Annotated in this window: 25 protein-coding genes; 15 read left to right on the forward strand and 10 right to left on the reverse strand. The window is 64.8% G+C overall.

Translation table 11 applies throughout. The features are described from left to right. Positions 1 to 87: 87 nt before the first annotated feature. Both L6637_RS16065 and L6637_RS16070 read left to right on the forward strand, forming a co-directional pair. Entirely contained in the window at positions 88 to 1,581 is a 1,494-nt protein-coding gene (locus L6637_RS16065; protein WP_237866150.1) for a caspase family protein, read from the forward strand. Positions 1,582 to 1,780: 199 nt separating this feature from the next. After that, positions 1,781 to 3,448: a SulP family inorganic anion transporter gene (locus tag L6637_RS16070; protein ID WP_237866151.1), complete on the forward strand. Its 1,668-nt coding sequence runs from the start codon at positions 1,781 to 1,783 to the stop codon at positions 3,446 to 3,448. A gap of 6 nt (positions 3,449 to 3,454) precedes the next feature. Here L6637_RS16070 and L6637_RS16075 read toward each other — a convergent pair whose 3' ends face one another. From L6637_RS16075 to L6637_RS16090, 4 genes are all read right to left on the reverse strand, one after another. After that, complete coding sequence (locus L6637_RS16075) at positions 3,455 to 3,817, reverse strand: hypothetical protein (RefSeq protein ID WP_237866189.1); 363 nt, start codon at positions 3,815 to 3,817, stop codon at positions 3,455 to 3,457. 122 nt (positions 3,818 to 3,939) lie between these two features. Next, entirely contained in the window at positions 3,940 to 4,953 is a 1,014-nt protein-coding gene (locus tag L6637_RS16080) for a Spy/CpxP family protein refolding chaperone (RefSeq protein ID WP_237871306.1), read from the reverse strand. Then, a complete protein-coding gene (locus L6637_RS16085; protein WP_237871308.1) occupies positions 4,920 to 5,165 on the reverse strand; it encodes a hypothetical protein in 246 nt (81 codons plus the stop codon). Before L6637_RS16085 ends, L6637_RS16080 begins: the two co-directional genes overlap by 34 nt. A gap of 173 nt (positions 5,166 to 5,338) precedes the next feature. Continuing rightward, positions 5,339 to 6,763 (reverse strand): FAD-binding oxidoreductase, encoded by a 1,425-nt coding sequence (locus tag L6637_RS16090; RefSeq protein ID WP_237866152.1) that lies wholly within the window; start codon positions 6,761 to 6,763, stop codon positions 5,339 to 5,341. 87 nt (positions 6,764 to 6,850) lie between these two features. Here L6637_RS16090 and L6637_RS16095 point away from each other — a divergent pair, with 87 nt between their 5' ends. Further along, entirely contained in the window at positions 6,851 to 7,354 is a 504-nt protein-coding gene (locus L6637_RS16095) for a thioesterase family protein (protein WP_237866153.1), read from the forward strand. Positions 7,355 to 7,407: 53 nt separating this feature from the next. On the opposite strand, the gene L6637_RS16100 is transcribed toward L6637_RS16095, so the two are convergent. Further along, positions 7,408 to 7,578, reverse strand: a complete 171-nt coding sequence (locus tag L6637_RS16100; RefSeq protein ID WP_128950323.1) for a DUF1328 domain-containing protein — start codon at positions 7,576 to 7,578, stop codon at positions 7,408 to 7,410. Positions 7,579 to 7,818: 240 nt separating this feature from the next. Here L6637_RS16100 and L6637_RS16105 point away from each other — a divergent pair, with 240 nt between their 5' ends. The 9 genes from L6637_RS16105 (at position 7,819) to L6637_RS16145 (ending at position 16,303) form a co-directional block, all read left to right on the forward strand. Then, positions 7,819 to 10,407 carry an ATP-dependent helicase gene (locus L6637_RS16105; protein ID WP_237866154.1) on the forward strand — a complete coding sequence of 863 codons (2,589 nt, stop codon included), beginning with the start codon at positions 7,819 to 7,821 and terminating at the stop codon, positions 10,405 to 10,407. Between the two features lie 8 nt (positions 10,408 to 10,415). Continuing rightward, on the forward strand, positions 10,416 to 10,697 hold the full coding sequence (locus L6637_RS16110) for a type II toxin-antitoxin system HicB family antitoxin (RefSeq protein ID WP_237866155.1): 282 nt from the start codon (positions 10,416 to 10,418) through the stop codon (positions 10,695 to 10,697). Between the two features lie 88 nt (positions 10,698 to 10,785). After that, the gene (locus tag L6637_RS16115; protein WP_237866191.1) at positions 10,786 to 11,202 is read left to right on the forward strand and encodes a hypothetical protein; all 417 of its coding nucleotides are present in this window, start codon (positions 10,786 to 10,788) and stop codon (positions 11,200 to 11,202) included. After that, entirely contained in the window at positions 11,202 to 11,870 is a 669-nt protein-coding gene (locus L6637_RS16120) for an OmpA family protein (RefSeq protein WP_237866192.1), read from the forward strand. Before L6637_RS16115 ends, L6637_RS16120 begins: the two co-directional genes overlap by 1 nt. A 170-nt stretch (positions 11,871 to 12,040) precedes the next feature. Further along, complete coding sequence (locus L6637_RS16125) at positions 12,041 to 12,559, forward strand: Mpo1 family 2-hydroxy fatty acid dioxygenase (RefSeq protein ID WP_237866156.1); 519 nt, start codon at positions 12,041 to 12,043, stop codon at positions 12,557 to 12,559. A 29-nt stretch (positions 12,560 to 12,588) separates the two neighbouring features. Then, positions 12,589 to 13,620, forward strand: a complete 1,032-nt coding sequence (locus L6637_RS16130; RefSeq protein WP_237866157.1) for an NAD-dependent epimerase/dehydratase family protein — start codon at positions 12,589 to 12,591, stop codon at positions 13,618 to 13,620. A 30-nt stretch (positions 13,621 to 13,650) separates the two neighbouring features. Beyond that, positions 13,651 to 14,277, forward strand: a complete 627-nt coding sequence (locus tag L6637_RS16135) for a methyltransferase family protein (protein WP_237866158.1) — start codon at positions 13,651 to 13,653, stop codon at positions 14,275 to 14,277. Positions 14,278 to 14,563: 286 nt separating this feature from the next. After that, positions 14,564 to 14,773 (forward strand): hypothetical protein, encoded by a 210-nt coding sequence (locus tag L6637_RS16140; protein WP_237866159.1) that lies wholly within the window; start codon positions 14,564 to 14,566, stop codon positions 14,771 to 14,773. 225 nt (positions 14,774 to 14,998) lie between these two features. Beyond that, positions 14,999 to 16,303: a PQQ-dependent sugar dehydrogenase gene (locus tag L6637_RS16145; RefSeq protein WP_237866160.1), complete on the forward strand. Its 1,305-nt coding sequence runs from the start codon at positions 14,999 to 15,001 to the stop codon at positions 16,301 to 16,303. A 3-nt stretch (positions 16,304 to 16,306) separates the two neighbouring features. Here L6637_RS16145 and L6637_RS16150 read toward each other — a convergent pair whose 3' ends face one another. Both L6637_RS16150 and L6637_RS16155 read right to left on the reverse strand, forming a co-directional pair. Continuing rightward, positions 16,307 to 17,131, reverse strand: coding sequence for an aspartate dehydrogenase (locus L6637_RS16150; protein WP_237866161.1), 825 nt, complete (start codon positions 17,129 to 17,131; stop codon positions 16,307 to 16,309). 38 nt (positions 17,132 to 17,169) lie between these two features. Continuing rightward, positions 17,170 to 18,087 carry a LysR family transcriptional regulator gene (locus L6637_RS16155; RefSeq protein WP_237871310.1) on the reverse strand — a complete coding sequence of 306 codons (918 nt, stop codon included), beginning with the start codon at positions 18,085 to 18,087 and terminating at the stop codon, positions 17,170 to 17,172. A gap of 154 nt (positions 18,088 to 18,241) precedes the next feature. Between L6637_RS16155 and L6637_RS16160 the strand changes: the two genes are divergently transcribed. Continuing rightward, positions 18,242 to 19,315, forward strand: coding sequence for a tartrate dehydrogenase (locus L6637_RS16160; protein WP_237866163.1), 1,074 nt, complete (start codon positions 18,242 to 18,244; stop codon positions 19,313 to 19,315). A 7-nt stretch (positions 19,316 to 19,322) separates the two neighbouring features. Here L6637_RS16160 and L6637_RS16165 read toward each other — a convergent pair whose 3' ends face one another. Both L6637_RS16165 and L6637_RS16170 read right to left on the reverse strand, forming a co-directional pair. Beyond that, positions 19,323 to 20,285 carry a LysM domain-containing protein gene (locus L6637_RS16165; RefSeq protein WP_237866164.1) on the reverse strand — a complete coding sequence of 321 codons (963 nt, stop codon included), beginning with the start codon at positions 20,283 to 20,285 and terminating at the stop codon, positions 19,323 to 19,325. A 176-nt stretch (positions 20,286 to 20,461) separates the two neighbouring features. Then, on the reverse strand, positions 20,462 to 21,064 hold the full coding sequence (locus tag L6637_RS16170) for a CGNR zinc finger domain-containing protein (RefSeq protein WP_237866165.1): 603 nt from the start codon (positions 21,062 to 21,064) through the stop codon (positions 20,462 to 20,464). Between the two features lie 136 nt (positions 21,065 to 21,200). Here L6637_RS16170 and L6637_RS16175 point away from each other — a divergent pair, with 136 nt between their 5' ends. Together L6637_RS16175 and L6637_RS16180 are read left to right on the forward strand one after the other, a co-directional pair. Then, on the forward strand, positions 21,201 to 21,896 hold the full coding sequence (locus tag L6637_RS16175; protein WP_237866166.1) for an alpha/beta fold hydrolase: 696 nt from the start codon (positions 21,201 to 21,203) through the stop codon (positions 21,894 to 21,896). Between the two features lie 59 nt (positions 21,897 to 21,955). Next, entirely contained in the window at positions 21,956 to 22,807 is an 852-nt protein-coding gene (locus L6637_RS16180; RefSeq protein WP_237866167.1) for an alpha/beta fold hydrolase, read from the forward strand. A 21-nt stretch (positions 22,808 to 22,828) separates the two neighbouring features. Here the strand turns inward: L6637_RS16180 and L6637_RS16185 are convergent, their stop codons facing one another. Continuing rightward, entirely contained in the window at positions 22,829 to 23,818 is a 990-nt protein-coding gene (locus L6637_RS16185) for a zinc-binding metallopeptidase family protein (RefSeq protein ID WP_237866168.1), read from the reverse strand. Positions 23,819 to 23,974 lie beyond the last annotated feature (156 nt).

Below are 23,974 nucleotides of genomic sequence, written 5' to 3' on the forward strand. Positions count from 1 at the left end.
CGAGCGTGAGCTAGCGCACAGACAGAGCAATGGCGGACGACTAGAAAAGGTGACATCCTCGCGCCCATTGCCAATGGAGGTGACATCATGCGCCGTCCAGTCCTTTGCAATTTGATTCTTGCCTCCGGTCTCCTTGCGCTCACCCAGTTGATGACGCCGACGGAAGCTGCGGCCGAAGCCCGGCTTGCGCTGGTGATCGGCCAGTCCGCCTATCGCACGGTGCCGGAGCTGCCCAACGCCGCCAATGATGCCAAAGGCATGGCCGAGCTGCTCGGCAATGCCGGCTTCACTGTCACGTCAGCACCGAACCTCGCGCAGAATGAGATGCGCCAGGCGATCTCGGACTTTGCCGGCAAGGTCAGCGCCAGCGGCGCCGACACCGTCGCGCTGGTGTTCTATGCCGGTCACGGCCTGCAGATCGACGGCGAGAACTATCTCGTTCCCGTCGATCTCGATCCCAAGCGCGAGGCGGACATCCCGCTCCAGGGCGTGCGGCTGAACGACATGCTCAACACCCTCGGCGCGCTGCCGACGCGGGCGCGCATCTTCATGCTGGATGCGTGCCGCAACAACCCGTTCCCGGCGCTCTCAGGCGCCGGCCACGGGCTCGCCATCGTCGACACCAAGGCCGGCGCGCCCGGCTCGTTCATCTCCTACTCGACCTCGCCCGGCGCCGAAGCCGAGGACGGCTCCGGTGCCGACAGTCCCTACACCACGGCAGCCCTGGCCGTCGCAAAGCAGCCGAACGTTCCGATCGAGGAAGTGTTCAAGCGCATCCGCATCGCCGTGGCGCAGTCGACCGACGGGCGTCAGATCCCCTGGGAAAGCTCGTCGCTGACGACCGACTTCAAGTTCTTCGGCGAGAGCAGCGGCCAGCCTGCAGCACCGGGCGCAAACGCGATGGCGCTCGCCAGCACCCCGCGCAGCGTCGCTGACTGGCGCAAGGATTTGCAGGGCAAGGATGCCAAGGTCGCCTATGATCTCGTGATCGCCGACGACACGGTGGAAGCCTATCAGGCCTATGTCGAACTGTACGCGCAGGATCTCCGCACGCCGCGCTTGCGCACAGTCATGGAGCGGCGGCGCCAGATGCTGGCATGGGACCGCGCGGTGGCGATCAACACCCGTGCGTCCTACGAGGCTTATCTGGCGAACTGGGACAACAGCGACCTCGCCGCGACCGCGCGCCGGCTCTTGCTGCGCGTGCAGAACCGCAATTATGTCTTGCCGGTTGCCGCGGCTGCGGTCCCGGTCGCCGTCGCCATGGCGCCGACCTGCCCGTGCTCGGCCCCGACGCCGCCGGCATCGACGCCGGTCAACCCGACGATCGCCCCCATCATCAAGAAGCGCGTGGACGACACGCCGCCGCCGTCGAAGCGCAAGGTGGTCGACACGCCGCCGAAGCGCCGGCCGCCGCCTGATGAAGTCGTGGTCGAGCGTGCACCGCCCCAACAAGGCCCGCCGCCGGCCGCCATCATGCAAGGCATCGGCATCGGTGTCGGGATTGGCATGGGAATGGGCGGCGGAGGCCGTGGCGGAGAGATGGGACACGGCGATTACGGCCGCGGGAACAGATACTGAGATTATTGATCGTGAAGCGGAGGGCCACCTTGCCCTCCGTCATTGCGAGCGCAGCGAAGCAATCCAGAGTCTTTCCGCGGAGGGATTCTGGATTGCTTCGCTGCGCTCGCAATGACGATGGAGAGGCCGCTACCTGTCTCCCTTCCGGAAATGCTGTAGTCTGATCGGCCGATACGCACATTCCGGGGATTCGACATCGATGCCGCAAGACGCTCACGCCAAAGACTCATGGCCGCTGTTTCGATCGCTCGCGCCCTATGCCCTGCCCGGCGATCTCATGGCGGGACTGACGCTCGCGGCCATCGCCATCCCCGAGCAGATGGCGACCGCCCGGCTCGGCGGTTTTGCGCCGCAGATCGGCTTCTTCGCCTTCATGGCGGGATCGCTCGGTTTTGCGCTGCTCGGTGGCAATCGCTTCCTGTCCTGCGGCGCCGATTCCACGATCACGCCGATCTTCGCCGGCGGACTTGCTGCGCTAGCTACTACCGGCTCACCTGAATATCAGGGGCTTGCGATCGCGCTGGCCCTGATGGTCGGCGCCATGATGCTGGCTGGCGGCGCATTCCGGCTCGGCGGCATTGCGAACCTCCTGTCGATGCCGGTCATGGTCGGCTTCCTCGCCGGCATCTCCGTCCACATCATCGTGTCGCAATTGCCTGGAGTGCTGGGACTGGAATCGCCAGGTGGCCCGACGCTCGACCGCATCGGCGTGCTCGCGAGCGAGATCGGGCGCACCAATCCCATCACGTTCTGCATCGGCTTCGGCGTGCTGGCCGTGGTCTTCATTTCCGAGAACATCAGCGCAAAAATTCCCGGCGCGCTGATCGGCCTCGTCGGCGCAACGCTGGCCACCATCGCGCTAGGTCTCGAGAGCAAGGGCGTCAACGCGGTCGGCACTGTACCGGGCACGCTGCCACGACCGACCTTCCCTGATCTTGCGCCGGAGCTCTGGGTGCGGCTGGTGCCGCTCGCTTTTGTGATCACCGTTGTGGTGATGGTGCAGACTGCCGCGACGACGCGGTCCTTCCCGTCCGATCCCGACAAGCCCGCCGATGTTGATCGCGACTTCCTTGGCGCCGGCGCCGGCAGCGTGCTGTCAGGCCTGTTCGGCGCGTTTCCGGTCAATGCGAGCCCACCGCGCACCGGCATCGTCGCCGAGACCGGCGGACAGTCGCAGCTCGCAGGCCTTGCCGCGGCGGCGATCGTGCTGGCGCTGCTCGCATTCGGTACCGGATTGCTGCGCCACGTTCCGGACGCCGCGCTTGGCGGCATCTTGCTGTTCGTGGCGCTACGGATCATCCGTGTGCAACAGATCGTGACGATCTATCGCCAGTCGTTCAGCGAGTTCCTGCTGATCGTCGCCACCGCGGCGCTGATCATCGTGCTGCCGATCCAGCAGGGCGCCTTCCTCGGCATCGTGCTGTCGCTGCTGCACGGCATCTGGAGTACGACGCGCGCGCGACTCGTCGAGTTCGAGCGCGTGCCGGGCACCACGATCTGGTGGCCCGCGCATCCGCACATCACCGGCGAGCGCGTGGCAGGCGTTGCCGTGATCGGGCTGCAGGCACCGCTGTCCTTTCTTAACGCGCCGGGTTTTCGCAGCGACGTGAGCAAGGTTCTGGGCACGGCGGCACCGCAATTGCTGGTGCTGGAGGCGAGCGGCATGGTCGAGATCGACTTCACCGCCGCGCAGATCCTGCTCGATGTCTTCAAGGTGTGCAACGCGCAAGGGGTCACGGTCGCACTGGCGCGGCTGGAATCAGTGCGGGCGCAGGACGCCTTCGAGCGCTTCCGCCTGTTCGAAGTCCTGCCGAAGGAGCACGTCTTCCACAGCGTGGACGAGGCCGTACACAAGCTCGCGAAATAGCTGCCGTTACTGAACCAGCGCCGGATGATCCCGCTGCGCCACCTCGCGGATCCAACTGGTGTGGATCGCGCGGAACAGGATCTGCGCGGTCTTGAGGTCGTTCGCCGTCATGCAGAGATTGACGATGCGATGCACCGCATCGTCGCGCATCAGGCCGTCGGAAATCTTCATGGCGATCTCCATCGCGACCTTCGCCGCGCGCTCATAACGAGCACTCTCGCCCTTGTCGTTTCGCGCAGTGGCGATGGCGCTCTGGGCCGCAGCGTCACAGATGGCACGGATACGCGCGGCGGCCTCGATGTCGCCGAGCGGCGATTCGATCGCTTCGTCCCAGATGTCTGCCCGCTGCTGCCTCGCAAACCACTTCATCGCCCCACCATCCGCGGTCTTCCAGACGTCGATCTGCCGCACTCCAGGCTCACTGAGCATAGAGAGACCAATCGAGATCGGCGAGACGATTTTTACGTCACGAACTTTCGCAGGGCGCGCATTCAGGATGTTCGACGCGGTCCGATGGCCTCAAACTGCGCCTTCTGCTCGTCATTGAGCGTGCCGTAGAAATCCTCCAGCGCCGCGCGAACCGACTTGACGCCGTCGAGCATGACATCGAGTCGCTTGCGGACGGCGGCCATCCGCGCCGGCGGCGTCATCACCTCGTCAGGCTGGCAGGCCGCCTTCAGCGATGTGCTGGCCCTGGCGCTGGTGTCCTGAAGCACTTGCAGCGCTGCGCGCTGGGTGTCGTTGGGATGGAGCCTCGCCTCGATCTCGGCGCCGGGCCAATCGAGCGCGGCAGGCGCACCGCAATTCTGGATCAGCGATGCACCGGCGTTGCCGGAATTGGTCGCGCGCCGCTGGTCTTCAGCGAGCGCATTGAAGCGCGCCTTCTGTTCGTCGGCGAGTGACCCGTAGAACTTATCGAGGGCCGGTTGAACGAGATCGACGGCCTTCTCCATCGCCTCGATGCGCTGCTGCATCGCCGCCAGCCGGCCGGGCGCCGTCGCCGCGACCTGCGTCGGGCATGACGCGCGGATCAATCCGGCCGCATCTATCGAGGCATTGCCGAGCTCGTCGAGGCTTGCGCCTTGTGCTTCAGTCGGCTGCACCGCGGCGGCAATCTGGTCGATCGGCAGACCGACGATCTCGCGGCGGTCGCTGCCGCAAAGCTGATCTAGCGCGACGCCTCGCGATTGCCGGCGTCCCCGCGGTCGTGACGGCAGATAGGCTGACAAAGCGTCGTAGCCATAGGGCGCGAACAGGCCGGCATAGATGTCCTGAAAGCCGTAGCCCCAGAAGCCGAGCCCGTCGCCCCAGATCGTGTAGTCGTAGAGGTCGTTGTACGCGAACGGCCAGAACAGCGGTCCGACCCAGCCGTAACCGCCCCCTGCATGTTGCCACCATCCGCTGCTCGCACCATGCCAGCTGGCGAGGGCGGCCGCAGCTGCGATCTGGGCGCGCGCCGCCGGATTGCTGATCAGACGACCGTTGCGGAAGGCGCTTGAATGCAAATTGAGCGCGTTGTGGAAATTCGCCGGGCGAACGGCCGCATTGCGTATCTGACCGAAGTTCGGTCCGCCATGTCGAGCGCCTGCCGCAAAGCGAGGCCCGCCATGATGCCCGCCGCCATGCGCGTGCCCACCCCCATGTCCACCACCGTGTCCGCCACCATGATGACCACCATGGCCACCGCCATGCCCGCCACCGTGACCACCGCCACCATGGCCGCCACCGTGTCCGCCCTTACCCAGAGCCGCTCCGGCCAGCATGCAGGCGAGCGCCGCCACGGCGATTCCAATGACCGGTCGCAACATCGCATCCTCCCGCCATTGAGGCATCGGAAATGGACGGGAGATGGAACCGGCATATCAACGGAAAGTTCCGCGACGCAGCAGGCTACGCCTCCGGCACGATCTTGCCGGGGTTGAAGATGTTTTGCGGATCGAGTGCCTTTTTCAGCGCACGCATCGCATCGAGCGCTTCAGGGCCGAGCTCGGCCTTGAGATATTTCTGCTTGCCCTGGCCGATGCCGTGCTCGCCGGTGCAGGTGCCGTCCATCGCCTGCGCGCGTTCGACGAGGCGGTGCATGAACTCCTCGCCGCGGGCCATCTCGGCGGCATCGTTGGTGTCGCACACCAGCGAGCAGTGGAAATTGCCGTCGCCGACATGGCCGACGATCGGCGACAATAAATTAAGGCGCTTGAGATCTTCCTCGGTCTCGCTGACGCAATCGGCAAGGCGCGAGATCGGCACGCAGACGTCGGTTGCGACCACGCCGATGCTGTCGCCGGGCCGCAGTGCCTTGACGGACCAATAGGCATCGTGCCGTGCCTGCCACAGTTTTGTGCGATCCTCCGGCTTAGTGGTCCAGGAGAAATCGCCGCCGCCACAGTCTTTCGCGATCTCGCCGAATGCCTTGGACTGTTCGGCGACCTCGATCTCGCTGCCGTGGAATTCCATCAGCAGCAGCGGCGTCTCCGGCAGCGTCAGCTTCGAATAGGCATTGCAGGCCTTCACCTGCGCGGCATTGAGCAGCTCGATGCGCGCGACGGGAATGCCGGTCTGGATCGCCAGAATCACCGCCTGACACGCCCCGTGCACGGTCTCGAACGACACGGCGCCGGCCGCGATCGTATCCGGGATGCCGCGCAGGCGAATGGTCAGCTCGGAGATGATGCCGAGCGTGCCTTCGGCACCGACGAACAGATGCGTCAGGTCGTAGCCGGCCGACGACTTTTTCGCACGCGTCCCTGTCGTGATGATCTCGCCGTCGCCACGCACCACCTTCAGCGCCAGCACGCTGTCGCGCATGGTGCCGTAGCGCACCGCGTTGGTGCCGGAGGCACGGGTCGAGGCCATGCCGCCGAGCGAGGCATCCGCGCCGGGATCGATCGGGAAGAACAGGCCCTGGTCGCGCAGATGCTCGTTGAGCGCCTTGCGGGTGACGCCGGGCTGGATCACGCAGTCGAGATCCTCGGCATGGACCGCGAGCACCTTGTTCATGTCGCGCAGATCGATCGAGATGCCGCCGGCGGGCGCGTTGACCTGGCCTTCGAGCGAGGTGCCGGTGCCGAAGGGAATGACGGGCACGCCGTTCCTCGCGCAGATCCGCACCACGTCCTGGATGTCGGCCGTCTCCTGCGCCATCACCACGCCATCGGGCGGCTGGTTGACGATCCATGTCGTGGTATGGCCGTGCTGTTCGCGGACGGCCTGCGAGGTGATGAGGCGGTTGCCGAAGCGTGCGGCAAGCTGCTCCAGCGCGCTTGCAAGGGCTTTCGGCTCCGGCCGCGGCGGATTATTGGTGATTGATGTACCCACGGATCGTCCTCCCGACAGAAGAAACCGTGGCAAAGGACATCTCACCGGTCAAGTCAAGCGACCGGACGCATAGCCAGGGAATGAGACATGCCGGAGAGTGCCGCTTCGAAGCCCGCCGAGCCGTTCCGCAGTTCGATCATGCAGATCGAGCCGCAATGGATCGATTATAACGGCCATCTCAACATGGCCTATTACAACGTGATGTTCGACCGGGCGATCGACCAGATGTGGCTGCAGCTCGGGATCGGACCAACCTATATGAAGGACCGCAACGGCTCGACCTTCACGGCCGAATGCCACGTGCGGTATTTGCGCGAGATTCATCTCGGCGATCCCGTGCAGGTCTCGGTCTGGCTGCTGGAAGCCGACGACAAGCGCCTGCACACATTCCAGGAACTGCGTCACGCGACCGAAGGCTGGCTGTCGGCCACCTCCGAGAACATGTCGCTGCACATCGACATGGGCTCGCGAAAGGTGGCGGCGTTTCCGCCAGATATCCGCGAGCGCATCGCAGCCGTCGTCAAGACCCACAGCGCCGTGCCGCGACCCGAGGGCATCGGCCGGAACGTGGCGATGCCCTCGAAGCGATAAGAGAAGATGCTGCCGTCCACCTCTCCCCGACGGGGAGAGGTGAAGAGCGCGCGCTAGATCCTGCGGCCGCGGGCGAGGCCGACCACGGCCGAGACCAGGAACAGCACGACCGCGACGAAGAAGATGATCTTGGCGATTTCGATCGACGCGCCGGCGAGGCCGCCAAAGCCCAGGATACCGGCGATCAGTGCGATAATCAGAAACGTCACAACCCAGCTCAGCATGGTCAAAACCTCTGTTTCGATGACTGCCTGCGTTCGGCGCGACTGAGGCGCCTCACTTGCAGAAACAATCGCCGGCTCGGAACATTGGTTCCGGCCGCCGGCCGCCGGAAATTCGCTCGGCGTCCAGGAACAAATCGGCCCGCCGTGCACGTGGAAAACCTCGTCGGGCCGCCCCATATAGGGGCCAATCCCTGTTAAGAAGGCTCCCTTCCGCCACCCCGCGGTGCCATCGTGGGGCCAATGATTCGCATGACCGAGCCGAGCAAGATCACCAGCGTACCCGACCACCAGCCCGCAGCCGGCGGCATCGCCGCGCGTGCGCGCGCCTCCGTGGGCCCGAAATACCTCTCCGGCCTCAATCCCGAGCAGCGCGAGGCCGTGGAGACGCTGGACGGCCCGGTCCTGGTGCTGGCCGGCGCCGGCACCGGCAAGACCCGCGTGCTGACCACGCGCATCGCGCACATCCTGAGCCAGGGCCGCGCCCGCCCCGCCGAGATCCTGTCGGTGACCTTCACCAACAAGGCCGCGCGCGAGATGAAGCACCGGCTCGGCCAGATGCTCGGCCATGCCGTCGAGGGCATGCCGTGGCTCGGCACCTTCCACTCCATCGGCGGCCGCATCCTGCGCTTCCATGCCGAGCTGGCGCAGCTCAAGTCGAACTTCACCGTGCTCGACGTCGACGACCAGGTGCGGCTGCTCAAGCAGCTCCTGCAAGCCGAGAACATCGACGACAAGCGCTGGCCGGCGCGCATGCTGGCCGGACTGATCGACGGCTGGAAGAACCGCGGCCTGACGCCGTCGCAGGTACCGTCAGGCGAAGCCGCGATGTTCGCCAACGGCAAGGGCGGCAAGCTCTATGCGAGCTACCAGGAGCGGCTGAAGATCCTCAACGCCGCCGATTTCGGCGATCTCTTGCTGGAGAACATCCGCATCTTCCGCGAGCACCCGGATATTTTGCGGCAATATCAGCAGCGCTTCAAATTCATCCTGGTCGACGAGTACCAGGATACGAACGTCGCGCAATATCTGTGGCTGCGGCTGCTGTCGCAGGCGCCGTCGTCTCTCGCCTCTCCCCGCGTGCGGGAAGAGGCCGACGCGCAAAGCGCGGCGGGTGAGGGGGACTCTCCGCAAGCTGGGTTCGTGGAAGCAGCCCCTCACCCCAACCCTCTCCCCGTAAAGGACGGGGAGAGGGAGAAAAACCACGTCAAAAACATCTGCTGCGTCGGCGACGACGATCAGTCGATCTATGGCTGGCGCGGCGCCGAGGTCGACAACATCCTGCGCTTCGAGCACGATTTCCCGGGCGCGAAAGTGATCCGCCTCGAGCGCAACTACCGCTCGACCGGCCACATCCTCGCCGCCGCCTCGCACCTGATCGCGCATAATGAAGGCCGGCTCGGCAAGACGCTGCGCACCGAGGACCATGACGGCGAGAAGGTCACGGTCACGGGCTCCTGGGATTCCGAAGAGGAAGCTCGCGGCATCGGCGAGGAGATCGAGCAGATCCAGCGCAAGGGCGAGAAGCTCAACGAGATCGCCATTCTCGTGCGCGCGTCCTACCAGATGCGCGAGTTCGAAGATCGCTTCGTCACGCTCGGCCTGCCCTATCGGGTCATCGGCGGCCCGCGCTTCTACGAGCGCGCCGAAATCCGCGATGCGCTGGCCTACTTGCGCGTCATCAATTCGCCCGCGGACGATCTCGCCTTCGAGCGCATCGTCAACGTGCCCAAGCGCGGCCTTGGCGATGCCACCATACAGTTGCTGCACGATCACGCCCGCAAGCGCCGCATTCCCTTGTTCGACGCGGCGCGCGCGGTGGTCGAGACCGACGAGCTGAAGCCGAAGGCGCGCGGGTCCTTGCGCGACGTCGTTGCCCAGTTCGATCGCTGGCGCGCCCAGCGCGAGGTTACCGCGCATACGGATCTCGCCCAGATCGTGCTCGACGAGAGCGGCTATACCGAGATGTGGCAGAAGGACCGTTCGGCCGATGCCGCGGGCCGGCTGGAGAACCTCAAAGAGCTCGTGCGCTCGATGGAGGAGTTCGAGAACCTGCAAGGATTCCTCGAGCACATCTCGCTGGTGATGGACCGCGAGGGCGGCGCCGAGGACGACGCAGTGTCGCTGATGACACTGCACTCGGCCAAGGGCCTCGAATTCGACAACGTGTTCCTGCCCGGCTGGGAGGAAGGCCTGTTCCCGAGCCAGCGCACCCTCGACGAGCAGGGCCGCGCGGGGCTCGAGGAAGAACGCCGGCTCGGCCATGTCGGCCTGACCCGCGCCCGCCGCCGCGCCATGATCTATTTCGCCACCAACCGCAGGATCCATGGCACCTGGTCGACCACGATCCCGTCGCGCTTCCTCGACGAACTGCCGGCGGCCAATGTCGAGATCACGGAATCCAAGGGCGGCTCGGCCTGGGGCGGCACCGGCGGCTACGGTGCTTCGCGCTTCGACGACATGGAAGCCTTTGGCTCGACCTATTCGACGCCGGGCTGGCAGCGCGCGCAGGCCAATCGCAACCGCGGTGGCGGCCGCAATGGCGGTGGCGGGCGCGGCGGCTTCGAGGAAGAAGCCGCAACGTTCTCCTCGTCGTCGTCAGGCCCCGATTTCGGCAGCTTCTCCTCGCGCCGCCGCGGTCCCCTGACGATCGAAGGCGAGTTGGTCGCCAAATCCACCGGCACGACGTCGGAATTCTCGCTCTCCGACCGCGTCTTCCACCAGAAATTCGGGTACGGCCGCGTCACCAAGATCGACGGCAACAAGCTCACCATCGCCTTCGACAAGGCCGGCGAGAAGAAGGTCGTGGACAGCTTTGTGCAGCGGGCGTGAGCGCCGACATGGCGCACTACGTGGCCATCATTGAAGACAACGGCCCTGACGACGTCAGCCTGTGGTTTCCGGACCTGCCCGGCTGCATGTCCGGCGGCGACGACATCGACGAGGCCCTGGAGAACGCACCCGAGGCCATCGCATTCTATGCCGAGGAGGTGATCGCGGACGGTGGCGAGCTTCCTCCGCCGCGAACACTGGACGAGCTCAAAGCTGCCCCGGAATTTGCCGACGCGATCCGGAACCACACGGCCGTCCTGATCGAATGGCCACCCCTCGCCGAGGAGTGAGGACTGTTCGCCGCACTCGCCGGACTCTCGACAGTTCGGGGGCGATCAGCCCTTGACCATGGCGAACTTCCCCGTATCAGATGCAACCATGATCCGGGGCTTCATCACACTGATCGTGCTTGCATTGGGGACGCCGTCGCTCAGCGCGGCGGAGACCATGAGCTTTGGCGATTCGATCGGGCTCCTGGCCAGGAGCTGCGGTGCGGAGATCGTCGCCAATTGCCGCGGCGTCAATCCGGACTCGACCCGCCTGAAGGAATGCCTGTCCCGCAACCGGGACGTGCTCTCCCAGCAGTGCCAGAGCGATTACCTCACCGCGTTCGACGCCATCCAGAAGCGCGTCGCCGCCCGTGTCACGGTCGCGAACGCCTGCCAGCGCGAGATCGTCAAGGTCTGCGGCGGCTCGACAAAGGAGACCAGCAAGTCGATCCCCTGCCTGATCTCGACGCCCAAGGGCATCAGCAACAACTGCCTGAAGGCCGTCGACGAGGCGGGGTATCGATGATGCGCGCAACCGGGCACAGCACCGCCGGCATCGGCATCGCCTTGGGCCTCGCGCTGCTCGCAGGCGCCGCGGCCGCGCAGACTGCGCCGACCCGCGACGACATCGTCGGCAAGCTCAATCATTTCGAGGAGGCCCCCGAGGTCGACCTGCCCGCGCTGAAGCAGCAGGTGATGGAGCGGGCCAAGGCGAGGATCAAGAACGATCCGGGTCCGGTGAACCGGCCGCCGATCGCGCCCGACCTCGCCAAGCTGCCCGCCTTCAACGCGCAGATCCAGTTCGACGCCGATACGCCGATCATCCAGCCGGAGTCCTACCAGACCGTTGGCCGGATCGCCGACGCGCTGGTTCACGCGTCGCTGCTTCCCTACACGTTTCTCATCGTCGGCCACGTCGAGTCCAATCAGAAGACGCGCGAGGCCAACGCGATCCTGAGCCAGCGCAGGGCGGATGCGATCCGCGACGTGCTGGTGAACACGTTCAAGATTTCGACCAAGCGGCTCCAGCCGATCGGCCTCGGCGAGGAGCAGTTCCTGGACCGCGCCAAGCCGACCTCGGCCGTCAACGGCCAGTTGCAAATCCTGACCTTTGCCAAAGTGCCCGAAGAAGCGCCTGCGCATCCGGCGGCGGCCCCTGCGCCTGCGGCGAAAAAGCCCGCCAAGAAACGCTGAGCGCCCGGCCTTCACGGCAGCGGAACCCGTTGAAGTTTTGATTATTTTGTGACCTGTCTCACAGCGCGACATCAAGGTCTTGCGCGACAATAGTGCCGGTTTGTGCACTGCCCTGTCAGGTGCTATAGGCTGTTTTCGCCCTTCCCGACCCCGTGCTGCACGAGACTGAAATGGCTGGCTATTTTCAACGCCAACTGGCCGACTATGTCGAATATCATCGCGATCCCTGGAATTGCGCGATGCATGTGGTCGGCATTGTCCTGCTCTTCACTGGCGCGACGCTGCCGCTGACCCTGGTCCATTTCTCCGTGTTCGGGGTCGAGGTGAGCCTTGCGGTGATTTTGGCCCTGCCAGTGCTGGTATACTGGCTGATGCTGGATGCCGGCGTCGGGCTCGGCATCCTGGTGTCGATGATCGTGCTGCTATCGGTCGCAACCGCGATCGGCAATCAGGTTTCGACCGCCATGATGTGGTCTATTTTTGTGGTGCTGATCGGATCCGGCGTCGCGGCCCAGACCGTTGGTCACAAGGTGTTCGAGGAACGGCAACCGTCCATGGTCGACCACCCCACGCATTTCCTGCTTGGACCGATGTTCGTTATGGCAAAATTATTCATTGCATTGGGCTTCCGTCGCGACCTTGCCGCGATTCTGGCGCCAGTTCCGACCAATTCCCTTTCGATCCGTTAGTTCTAGAAGCGAAACAGCAAACCTTCTGCATGACTCTCGTACTGGTTACCGGTGGCAGCGGTTTCATCGGACAGCATCTCGTCGAAGCGCTCCGCGCCCGTGGGCAGCGGGTACGTGTTCTCGATGTCAGGCCGCCGGCGACCGCGAATGCGGACGTCGAGTATGTGCGCGGCTCGGTGCTGGACGCTGCCACGGTCGATGCTGCGGTTTCGGGAGTTGATCAGGTCTATCACCTCGCCGGCCTGCCCGGCATGTGGGTCGCCAACAAGCAGGACTTCCACGACGTCAATTTCCGCGGCACCGAGGTCGTGCTTGGAGCTGCGATGAAGCGCAACATCTCGCGCTTCCTGCATTGCTCGACGGAATCGATCCTGTTCCCCTACGCCAACCTCAACGGCGTGGCCGCCGAGGAAGCCTTGCAGCCGGCCGACGCGATGCCCGGCGCCTATACGCGTTCGAAATCGCTCGCAGAGCATCACGCCGCGAAGGCCGCGGCCAGCGGCTTCCCGCTCGTGATCGGCACCCCGACCATGCCGATCGGCGCTGCCGACCACAATCTGACGCCGCCGACGGCGATGCTGTGGTACTTCCTGCAGAAGAAGGTGCAGCCGCATCTCGACTTCCTGGTCAATCTCGTCGACGTCCGCGACGTCGCCATGGGCCTGTTGCTGACGATGGAGCGTGGCCGCATCGGCCAGCGCTACATCCTCGGCGGCGATTGCGTCAGGCTCGGGCAGATCCTGCGCATGATGTCGGCGATGAGCGGACGGCGACAATATCCGGTCGTCGTTCCCGGCAAGATCGCCGAGCTCTCCGCGATCATGCTCGAGAAGGTCTCCGATCACATCACGCGCCGTCCGCCCAACGGCACCGCCGAGGGCGTGCGCATCGCGCTGGCCGCGAGCGACCTTTCAATCGGCAAGGCGCGTGACGAGCTCGGCTATGCGCCGCGCCCGATCGAGCCGGTGCTGCGCGAAACCATCACCCACCTGCTCGCCCGCAACGGCCAGCAGCCCTCCGGCGCCATCGAGCATCACGCGCTCTCCTCGCGCGCGAGCTGATCTGCCGCCCAAACCAAAGAACCTTTCCGCATGTCCTTTGATTTCAGCAAGCTTCTCTCCGTGGCCTGGGGTGGCTGGACCACGACCTGGCCGACCGAGCTCCTGGCCCTGATCTGGCTCGCCTTTCTCGCCAGTTGGGTGGGCGCTTCGTTCTGGCAGGGACAGACCAAGAAGCAGGTCATGACGCTGGAGTCGCAGCGCTATCGCCTGCCGATCCTGGTCGGCGGCATCCTGTACACGCCATTCATTGCGGAGGTCATGGGCTGGAAGCCGCTCTGGGTGCTCGGCAACACCGGCATCGCCATCGCCGCGATCCTCTCGGTCGCCGGCATCGCCTTCGCATGGTGGGGGCGGCTGCATCTCGGGAAGTTCTGGTCCAACACCATCACCCACAAGGAAGACCACCGCGTCATCGACACCGGCCCCTACGGCATCGTCCGTCATCCGATCTACACCGGGTTGATCTTCGGCATGCTGGTGACCGGCGTTGCGATCGGCATGGTGACGACGATCCTCGGCGCCATCCTGATCTCGCTCGGCATGTGGCAGAAGGGCCGGATGGAAGAGGTGTTCCTCTCGAAGGAGCTCGGCGAGGACGCCTACGGCGCCTATTGCCGCCGCGTGCCGATGATCATCCCGTTCACGTCGCCGCGGTGAAGCTGCGGACGTCCGCCTATCGCATTCGCCGCAGAGCGCTCCCCTCGTCCCGTCATCCTGAGGTGCGAGGTTTGTGATGCGCATGCATCGCAAGCCGAGCCTCGAAGGATGCACGGCCGTGATGCAGCCGGGCCATTCATCCTTCGAGGCTCCCCCATGGCGCGCGTTGCGCCCCATGGCTCGCACCTCAGGATGACGGATTGGTAAGCGCGGGATCAGGCAGGAACCGCCTCTCCACTCACCCGTTAGCCCCGTGACACCTGCTCCAGACGCAGAGCATTGCGCCATGTCGGACGCCTACGATTATTTTCGCGCGCACGCGATTGCGGCACTCTGCAAGGCGCGGGCGCTGCCGCCAGGGCGGCCGAAGCTGAAGCAGCGCACCGTCGCGCGCGTCTATCATCTCCTGTCCAAGGAGGCAGCGCTCACGCCGAACGTCCATCATCTCGATGATTTCAGGCATGCTCGACGGCCGGAGCAGCAGGTTCGGCACTGATCCGCATCCCCCTATGCAAATTCGATCAGCAGCCATTCCACGGGAATAGCCACGGATCGAGTTCCGGCCCGGTTGACCTTTTGACCGTGACCCAGTTGGATGCGCGCGCAAAAAGGGCACGTCGACGTTCCATCGTCGATCTGGCGAGATCGACGGTCAGGCCTCAAGCCCGCGCGGGGCTTGATGCGATCCGGACTGTGCCGCAGGGTTCGACAGGGGCTTCTCATGACTTTTTCCAGCATCTTTGCGCAGTTCGTCGCAGTGCTCGGCGGCATCGCGCTGCAATGGCGGAAGCTGACCGGCACTGAAGCGGCGCCGGCCTGGGGCCAGGCCCCTTCCATTCCCGAGGCCAAGCCGCAAGGCGCGATCCCGACCTTGAAGATGCCGACCGCGCGCGGCTGGAGCCAAGGCCAGAAGCCGACGGTCGCAGCCGGGCTCAAGGTCAACGCGTTCGCGAGCGAGCTCGACCATCCGCGCTGGATCGAGGTGCTGCCCAATGGCGACGTGCTGATCGCTGAAGCGACGCAGATCGCGGGCGCCCCGCGCAGCGTGTTCCACTACGCGATGCAGGCGACGATGCGGCGCGCCGCGGCGCTGGGCGTCTCCGCCAACCGCATCACACTGTTGCGCGACAAGGACGGCGACGGCGTTGCGGAAGTCCGCGGCGCCTTCATGGAGAACCTCAACCAGCCATTTGGCATGGCGCTGGTCGGCGACACCTTCTATGTCGGCAACACCGACGGCGTGATGGCCTTTCCTTATGTCGCCAATGCCGACAGCATCACCGCGCCGGGCAAGCGGCTCACCACGTTCAAGCCGAGCGGCCACTGGACGCGCAGCCTGCTCGCCAGCCCCGACGGCAAGAAGCTCTATGCCGGCGTCGGCTCGCTCAGCAACATCGCCGAAATGGGCATGGAGGTCGAGCAAGGCCGCGCCGCGGTCTACGAGCTCGATCTCGCCGCCGGCACGCATCGCATCTTCGGCGCGGGCCTGCGCAATCCGGTCGGGCTTGCGTGGGAGCCAACGACGGGCGTGCTCTGGACCGTCGTCAACGAACGTGACGGTCTCGGCGACGAGACGCCGCCCGACTATCTCACCTCGGTGCGCGACGGCGGCTTCTACGGCTGGCCCTATTGCTATTGGGGCAAGACGGTGGACGACCGGGTGCCGCAGGATGCGGCGATGGTCGCCAAGGCGCTGCAACCTGATTACGCGCTCGGCGGCCATACCGCTTCGCTCGGCCTGTGCTGGATGCCCGCAGGGACCCTGCCCGGCTTCGGAGACGGCATGGTGATCGGCCAGCACGGCTCGTGGAATCGCAGCACGCTGTCCGGCTACAAGCTGGTCTTCATCCCGTTCGCGAACGGAAAACCCTCCGGCCCCGGTCGCGACATCCTGTCGGGCTTCCTGTCCCCGGACGAGAAGGAGTCCTACGGACGCCCGGTGGGCGTCGTGATCGGCCCCGACAAGAAGTCGCTGCTGATGGCCGACGACGTCGGCAACGTGATCTGGCGCGTGACGGGCGCTTAAGAATTACGTTCCAACGCAAAGCGTGGCGCGCTGCTTGCGGAGCAGCGCGATCACGGACAGTGCGGTGATCATTCCGGTCTTGGGATTCTCGGACGGGATGTTCTCGATGCTCATCGAGAACCGCGCCGAATCCGCTTCGACCTCGATACGGTGAACGTTGCGCGTCACGGTGGGATCGGCCCACACCTGCATCTGGGTGCGATCAGGCCCGATGCCCGCCAGCGACAGCGCAACGGCGACATTGACGTTCGCCGGAAAGCCCTTTGCGGCGTCACGTGCGGATCCCTCGAACAGCTTGAGCGGCTCGCGCAGATTGTCGATGTCGATGTTGTTCTGAACGATGAACGGCGCGCCCCTCAGCCCGTCGATCGGCTTGCGCGTGACCATCTTCACCGAATGGATGGTGCCGACTGCCGCGGCGTTGACGGCATCGAGCCCGATCAGCGCACCGGTCGGGACAAGAATGCGACCGCCCTTGGCGCGGGCCAGATCGACGAGATCGAAATTGTCGAGCAGCCCGCCGACGCTGACGACGACCGCGGACCTGCCGCGCTTCACCGCGGGCTCGACGATCGCGCGTAACTGGCTGCTCGGCGCGCATTCGACCACGATGTCGGCGGCGTCGCCAAGCTGGTCGATCGGCAGGATTTGCGGCCGATGACGCAGGCCACTGAGGAAAGCCTGATGCTTGGCAGGATCGCGCACCGCCACGGCTGATAGCGCCAGTCCTTCGATGCCCTGATCGAGCGCGGTCACAATCTTGCTGCCGATCGAGCCCAGGCCCGCGATCGCTACTCGCAAGTCGTTCGAGGCTTTCTGATCGGTCATCGCATCCACCTTTTTATCCAGACCAGTGTCATAGCCGCTCACGCCTCCCGCGCATAGAAGCGCAGGCGCGCCTCCAACACCGCCAGCATCGCATCGCGGGCCGGATCACGCGAGCCGCGCAGCCAGGCCGCCGCCAGCGGCAGCCGGCCGACCGGTCCGCTCTGCTTCGGTCGGAGCGACACGAAGCGCACGCCCGTCACCGCCATCCGCGTGGTCCAGCGCGGAACGACGGCAACACCGAGCCTCGTTGCCACGAGATTGATGATGGTCTGCTTCTCATCGGCGACCTGCACGATGCGCGGCGTCAAGCCCGCCTGCTCGAACAGTTTGATCGTGAGGTCGTGGCTGTGCGGCCGCGATCGGCGGTCCGGCACCAGCATCGCCTCGCCGGCGATATCAGCCAGCGTGATCGATTTCCGTGCCGCGAGCGCGTGCCGCTGCGGAAACGCCACGATCGCGGTCTCCTGGAGCAGCGGGCGTAACTCGAGCCGCTTGTCCGCCGGGTCGGGAGGGCGAACGAAGGCGAGATCGAGCGCCCCTGTCAGGATCTTTGGCAATAACCTGATGGTCTTGTCCTCGATAAGCTGGACCGCGACGTCGGGATGCCTGGCGCGGAAGTCGCGCAGCAATGGCGGCAGCAACCCTGCCGCCGCGCTATCGACGGCACCGATCCGCAGCCGCCGCGCGGCACCTGCGCGCGAGCGGTTGCGCAAATTGCTCTCGACGGCCTCAACTCTAGCAAGGATGGCGCGGGCGTCGCGCAGCAACGTGTTGCCGTCCTCGGTGAGCGAGACCGCGCGGGTCGTGCGCGCGAACAGTCGCGCTCCCAGATCCTCTTCCAGCAGCCTGATCTGGCGGCCGAGCGCAGACGGCAGCATCTGCAAATGCTGCGCGGCGCGGCCGAAATGCAGCTGCTCGGCGGCCGCCACGAAGCATCGAAGCTGATGCAATTCCATAAAAGGACTTTCCTCGTTTCGCCAAGCGATGATTATATCATTTTTTTGTATAAACCAGCGCCAATTGAGTAACCCGACACGCCCGCCTAGACTCGGTGGCGAGGTGGACCATCCAGTTTCCGCAACTCCACCGCCATCTTCAACGGAGCTTCCCATGCGCACCCATTCGATCGCAGCAATCCCCGCCGACGGCATCGGCCCCGAGGTGATCTCTGCCGGTGTCCGCGTGCTGGAGGCGCTGGCCAGGCGCAGCGGCGACATCGCCTTCAACGTGAGGACGTTCGACTGGGGCTCGGACTATTACAAGAAGCATGGCGTGATGATGCCGGCCGACGGTCTCACGGAGCTGAAGAAGTTCGACGCGATCTATTTCGGCGCGGTCGGCGCCCCCGACGTGCCCGATCACATCACGCTGTGGGGCCTGCGCCTGCCGATCTGCCAGGGCTTTGACCAGTACGCCAACGTGCGTCCGACCAAGATCCTGCCGGGCGTGGCCTCACCGCTGCGCAATGTCGGCGTCGGCGATCTCGACTGGGTGATCGTGCGCGAGAACTCGGAAGGCGAATATGCCGGCATGGGCGGCCGCGCGCATAGGGGCCTGCCAGAAGAAGTAGGCACCGAAGTCGCCGTCTTCACCCGCGTCGGCGTCACGCGCATCATGCGCTATGCATTCCAGCTCGCGCAGTCGCGTCCGCGCAAATTCCTGACCGTGGTGACCAAGTCGAACGCGCAGCGCCATGGCATGGTGATGTGGGACGAGATCGCAGCCGAGGTCGCGACCGAATTCCCTGGTGTGACCTGGGACAAGATGCTGGTCGATGCCATGACCGTGCGCATGACGCTGCATCCGAAGAGCCTCGACACCATCGTGGCGACCAACCTCCACGCCGACATCCTCTCCGATCTCGCCGGCGCGCTTGCCGGCAGTCTCGGCGTGGCGCCGACCGGCAACATCGATCCGCAGCGCCGCTTTCCTTCGATGTTCGAGCCGATCCACGGCTCGGCCTTCGACATCACCGGCAAGGGTATCGCCAACCCGGTCGCGACGTTCTGGACCGGCGCACAGATGCTGGAGCATCTCGGCGAGAAGGATGCAGCCGCGCGGCTGATGAAGGCGGTCGAGCAGGTCTGTGCGGCCGGCGTGCTGACACCCGATGTCGGCGGCAAGGCGACGACAAGGGAAGTGACCGACGCCGTGATCGACGCGATCCACGGCTCGAACGTCTGAGCGAAAGCTACTTCTTCCGTCCAGAAGGTGCCGCCGGCGGCGGCACCGCCATCGCGGCCGCGGCCGCTGTGTCCGGCGGCGTCAAATGCCTGGGAACAATGATCGACTGGCCCGGCGTGAGCGTCGCATTCTCCGTCAGCGAGTTGCTCTGCGCGATGGCCCAGACCGGCACGCGATGGGTTGCCGCGATGCTCTCCATCGTATCGCCTGTGCGGACCGGTATACGCACGCCGCTGTCCCACAATTCGACCAGCGTGTCCCCGGGGACCTGATAACGCAGCGGCACGGCATCGGCCTCGGTCTGCCCCGCCTGGATGCGCGGCAACTGCGTCACCATTTCGACGATCTGGCGGTGGATGTCGTCCGACTTCTCGATGTTGATGTGCGTGACGCGGCTGTTCAGCTTCAGATCGTAGCTCGCGTAATGGCCGCGAAAGCCGGGCACCGCCACCACATCGCCGCCGCCGAGAACACTGTCTGACAGGAAGATGTTGATGAAGCGCTCGACGTTGAGCGGCACGTCGTCGGTCGCGTGCGCGGGATCGATAGCGATGACGAGGCTGATCGGGATGTTCTCCTTGGCCGCCATCTCGGAAATGAGGACCGAGCACAGACCGCCCATCGAATGGCCCATCAGCACGATCGGCGCCGGGCTCTCCTTGTAGCTGGCGATGGCGCGGTTGCCGATCAGGCGGCACAAGGTGAATTCGTAGACGTCGGACGAGAAGCCGGCCTTGGTCAGCTTCTCGCTGAGCCGGTCGATCCCGGTCGAGAAAAATGGCCCCATGGCGCCGCGAAACAAGTAGATCTTCGGCGGCGGCAGCGGCTCGACCGGCGGAGCAGGAGGCGGCGGCGCGACCACAGGACTCGCAGCCGGCTTCGGCTTGGCGGGTGAGGCCGCGGCCAGAGGAGGATTCAAGGCGAGCAGCACAAGAGCTGCCAACACCACAAGTCGCCTTGGATCAATCATCAAGTCCCGCAGTCCTACCACGAGGGGGCAAGCGCCCCCTCCGCGGCGGTTAGTGACCGCCGATTGGGTGGTTTTTGGGGCACGAAACCCGCCGGGTCAACCGGCTCCGTGACGCGCGATCAGCTGGTCAGCGACATCGTTGAGATCGTTGCCGACCAGTTGCGGCTGTGGCCCGATTATTGACGGCTCTTGAGTCTGCTCCGATGCGCCGCCTGCTTGGCCCGGTTGCCGCAGACCGCCATGATGCACCATCGCCGCGCACGGCGACGTGTGTGGTCCGCAAACAGCATCGTGCAGTTATGGCCCTCGCACGCTTTCACGTCCGAAAAGTCTTCGTCGCAGACGAACTTCGCCATCGCCTCGCCGATCGGCAACAGCAGCGACTCCGGTGATCGCCAGTGCCGCGTGGTCCGCAACGCGAGACCGTGATGGCTGACGTCGTGTCGCGGTTCGATCCGGCTAAAGACTTCGTCCTGTTCCAGAAGACTGTTCAGCGGACCGAGTTCTTTCAGAGCCGTCGCTGTCAGCGGCCGGCCCGCATGCTTGCGCACGAAGCCCCTGAACCATTCGCGCAAGGCCCGCGCCTGATCCGCGACCTTGTCCAACTCGTCGGGCTTCGCGCGTGCGCTCAACGCCTCCAGCTCGTCCGTGGGCACCAGTTTCGCCTGCGCCAGCCAATCGATCAGCCCGTCGCCATCGTCGATCCAGTCGACGGGCGTATCGACCGGCGTCGCGATCGAGTTGAGGAAATCGAGACCGACCGAGTCGGCGATGAACATGGCAGGCGGTCTGTTTGGCACGCTTGGCTCCCAGCCGAAAACAACCACAACGTAACCTGTAAAATACATATTGACAAGTTACTAAGCCAGTCGTAACCCTATTAGTGCTATTATACAGGTTACTGCAGAGGCAATGATGGCCAAGAGCGACGTCACGGTGGTCCTGGCCCACGGCGCGTGGGCGGATGGGTCGAGTTGGGCGCGGGTCATCACGGCCCTCGCTGCCGAGGGCATCAAGGCGAAGGCGGCACCGCTGCCGCTGACCTCACTCGCGGACGATGTCGCCGCCCTCAACCGGAGTTTGGATCGTACCAATGGCCCGATCGTGCTCGCGGGACACGCCTATGCCGGTGCGGTGATCGCCCTCGCGCGCCCCGAGCGGGTGAAGGCGCTGGTCTATGTGGCGGCGCTGGCGCCCGACGAAGGCGAGAAGGTTGCGGACGTGTTCTACCGTCTTCCTCCGCACCCACAGGCCCCCAAGCTTGCGCCCGACGACAATGGCCTGATCTGGTTGCCCGAGGACGCCTTCGCCGTGGCCTTCGCGCAGAACGCCGCCTCGGAAGATCACGCTGTGCTGACGGCCGTGCAGCGGCCGATCTCGTTGAATTGCATCACCGTGCCCGCGGGGCGCCCGCTCTGGAGGAACGTTCCGAGCTGGTTCTTGATTGCCGAGCAGGACCGCATGATCGTTCCAGAGACGCAGCGCTTCATGGCGGAGCGCATGAAAGCGAACATCCGTTCGCTCGCCGTTGATCGCACCCCAAGCGTCACCGCGCCCGGGGTCGTCGCCGACATCATTGGCGACGCAGTGCACGCGGTGAACGGCAAGTAGCACGCCACCGCGCGAGCATCGGATCTCATCTCGTCAAGGCAACACTAATGGAGACTATCATGACCTCCACCAGATATCGCACGGCCGACGTCAACGGCTTCAAGGTGTTCTATCGCGAAGCCGGTCGCCTCGGCGCGCCGAAGCTTCTGCTGCTGCACGGCTTCCCGAGGGCAGGTCACATGTTTCGCGACCTGATCCCGCTGCTGGCGGACAAGTTTCACATCGTCGCGCCGGACCTTCCAGGCTTCGGCCAGTCAGACATGCCTTCGCGCGAAACCTTCAGCTACACCTTCGACAACATCGCGCGCGTGATCGAGCGCTTCACCGAGGTGATCGGCTTCGACCGTTTTGCGATCTACGTCTTCGACTACGGCGCCCCGACCGGCTTCCGGCTCGCGCTCAGCCACCCTGAAAGGATCACCGCCATCATCTCGCAGAACGGCAATGCCTATGAGGAGGGCCTCAGCGACGGCTGGACTCCGATCAAGGCTTATTGGCAGGCCCCCTCGCCCGCCAATCGCGAGGCGCTGCGCGGATTTCTCACACCGGATACGACACGCTGGCAGTATACGCATGGTGTCCCCGATACGACCATGGTGTCGCCGGACGGCCAGAATCTCGACAATTTCTATCTCGCACGGCCGGACTCCGACGAAGTGCAGCTCGATCTGATCGGCGACTACAAGAGCAACGTCGCGCTCTATCCGGCTTTCCATGAGTATTTCCGCAAGCACAAGCCGCCTTTCCTCGCGGTCTGGGGCAAGAACGATCCATTCTTCATTCCGCCCGGCGCCGAGGCGTTCAAGCGCGACAATCCCAACGCCGTCGTGAAATTCTTCGACACCGGCCATTTCGCGCTGGAGACGCACGCAACGGAGATCGCCGATGCGATTCGCGCCTTCTTGACGTAACAGGAGCTGCCCGCTGCCGCGTTACGCCGCTAGCTTCTGTTGATCGCGAAACGCGCTGATCGCCATGTGGACGAGATGCAGCTTGCCCTTTACCGCCGGCGAGATGTCGAACGGATAGGCGTCGCTCATCCCAAGCGACCGGTTGAGTTCGTTGATGCCGCGGGACAGCGGCACCCATAACGCCAGCAGCGCCTCGAAGTCGCTCTCGAAATAAGGATCGGTCAGGGTCTGCCGGGCGCGCCCGTCCAGGGACAGCGGCAAGCCGGCCAACGAGTCGAGAGTCGACACGATGTGGAGAAAATGCGCGAAGGTCTCCGCCCAATCTTCCCAGGGATGCGACGTCGCGTATTCGCTGATGAAGCCGCGCCGGTCGTATGAACGATCGGCCCGACTGTAATAGGTACTGATCGCGGTCTGATAGTCCTGCGTCTCGTCGCCGAAGACCAGCTTGAACGGCGCCTGGAAAGTGGTGCTGTTGACCAGCAGGTCCCAGTAGAAGTGGCCGATCTCGTGCCGGAAATGCCCGAGCAGGGTGCGGTACGGCTCCCGGAATGCGACGCGACGGGCCTCGCGCTCGACGTCGTCAGCTTCCGCCAGATTGAGCGTGATCACCCCCGCAAGATGCCCCGTCAGGATCGGATTGACGTCGTCGGAGAGAATGTCGAACGTCACCTGCGCGCCGCTGCGCGATACCAGCGGGAGTTGCAAGCGGCGGAGGTCGTAGAGAAGACGGCGCTTGGCTTCCTCCATGCGCCGCCAGAGCATGATGTTTCTCGTGCCGCCAAGGTCAGGAGTCGTGCGCGTCAGACGGCAGGATCCGCAATACCAATCCGCACCCTCGACGCACCAGTTACAGCCGATGATCTCGCGATTGCGGCAGGCCTGGTTCGGCCCAAGCTTTCTCATGTCGATGCATGCGGCGTCGAACGCCAACTGAGTGCCACAATTTGCGCACGCGACGTGCTCGAACGAAACGGGCTCTCGGCACGACGGACACTGAAATTCTTTCACGTACTGCAGTCCTGAACCGACGGCTCACCGGAAAACGGGCTATGACTTCGCGGAGCCCTTACCGCTTATAGCGGAAAGCAACGCGCGCTGCATCCGGAGTGCGTGCTGCCGCAACAAGCCGGCCCGCGTCGCACTCAAACGGGTCGATCGCGGCTG

Origin of the sequence: Bradyrhizobium zhengyangense, assembly GCF_022012435.1 — a bacterium.
Classification (GTDB): domain Bacteria; phylum Pseudomonadota; class Alphaproteobacteria; order Rhizobiales; family Xanthobacteraceae; genus Bradyrhizobium; species Bradyrhizobium zhengyangense.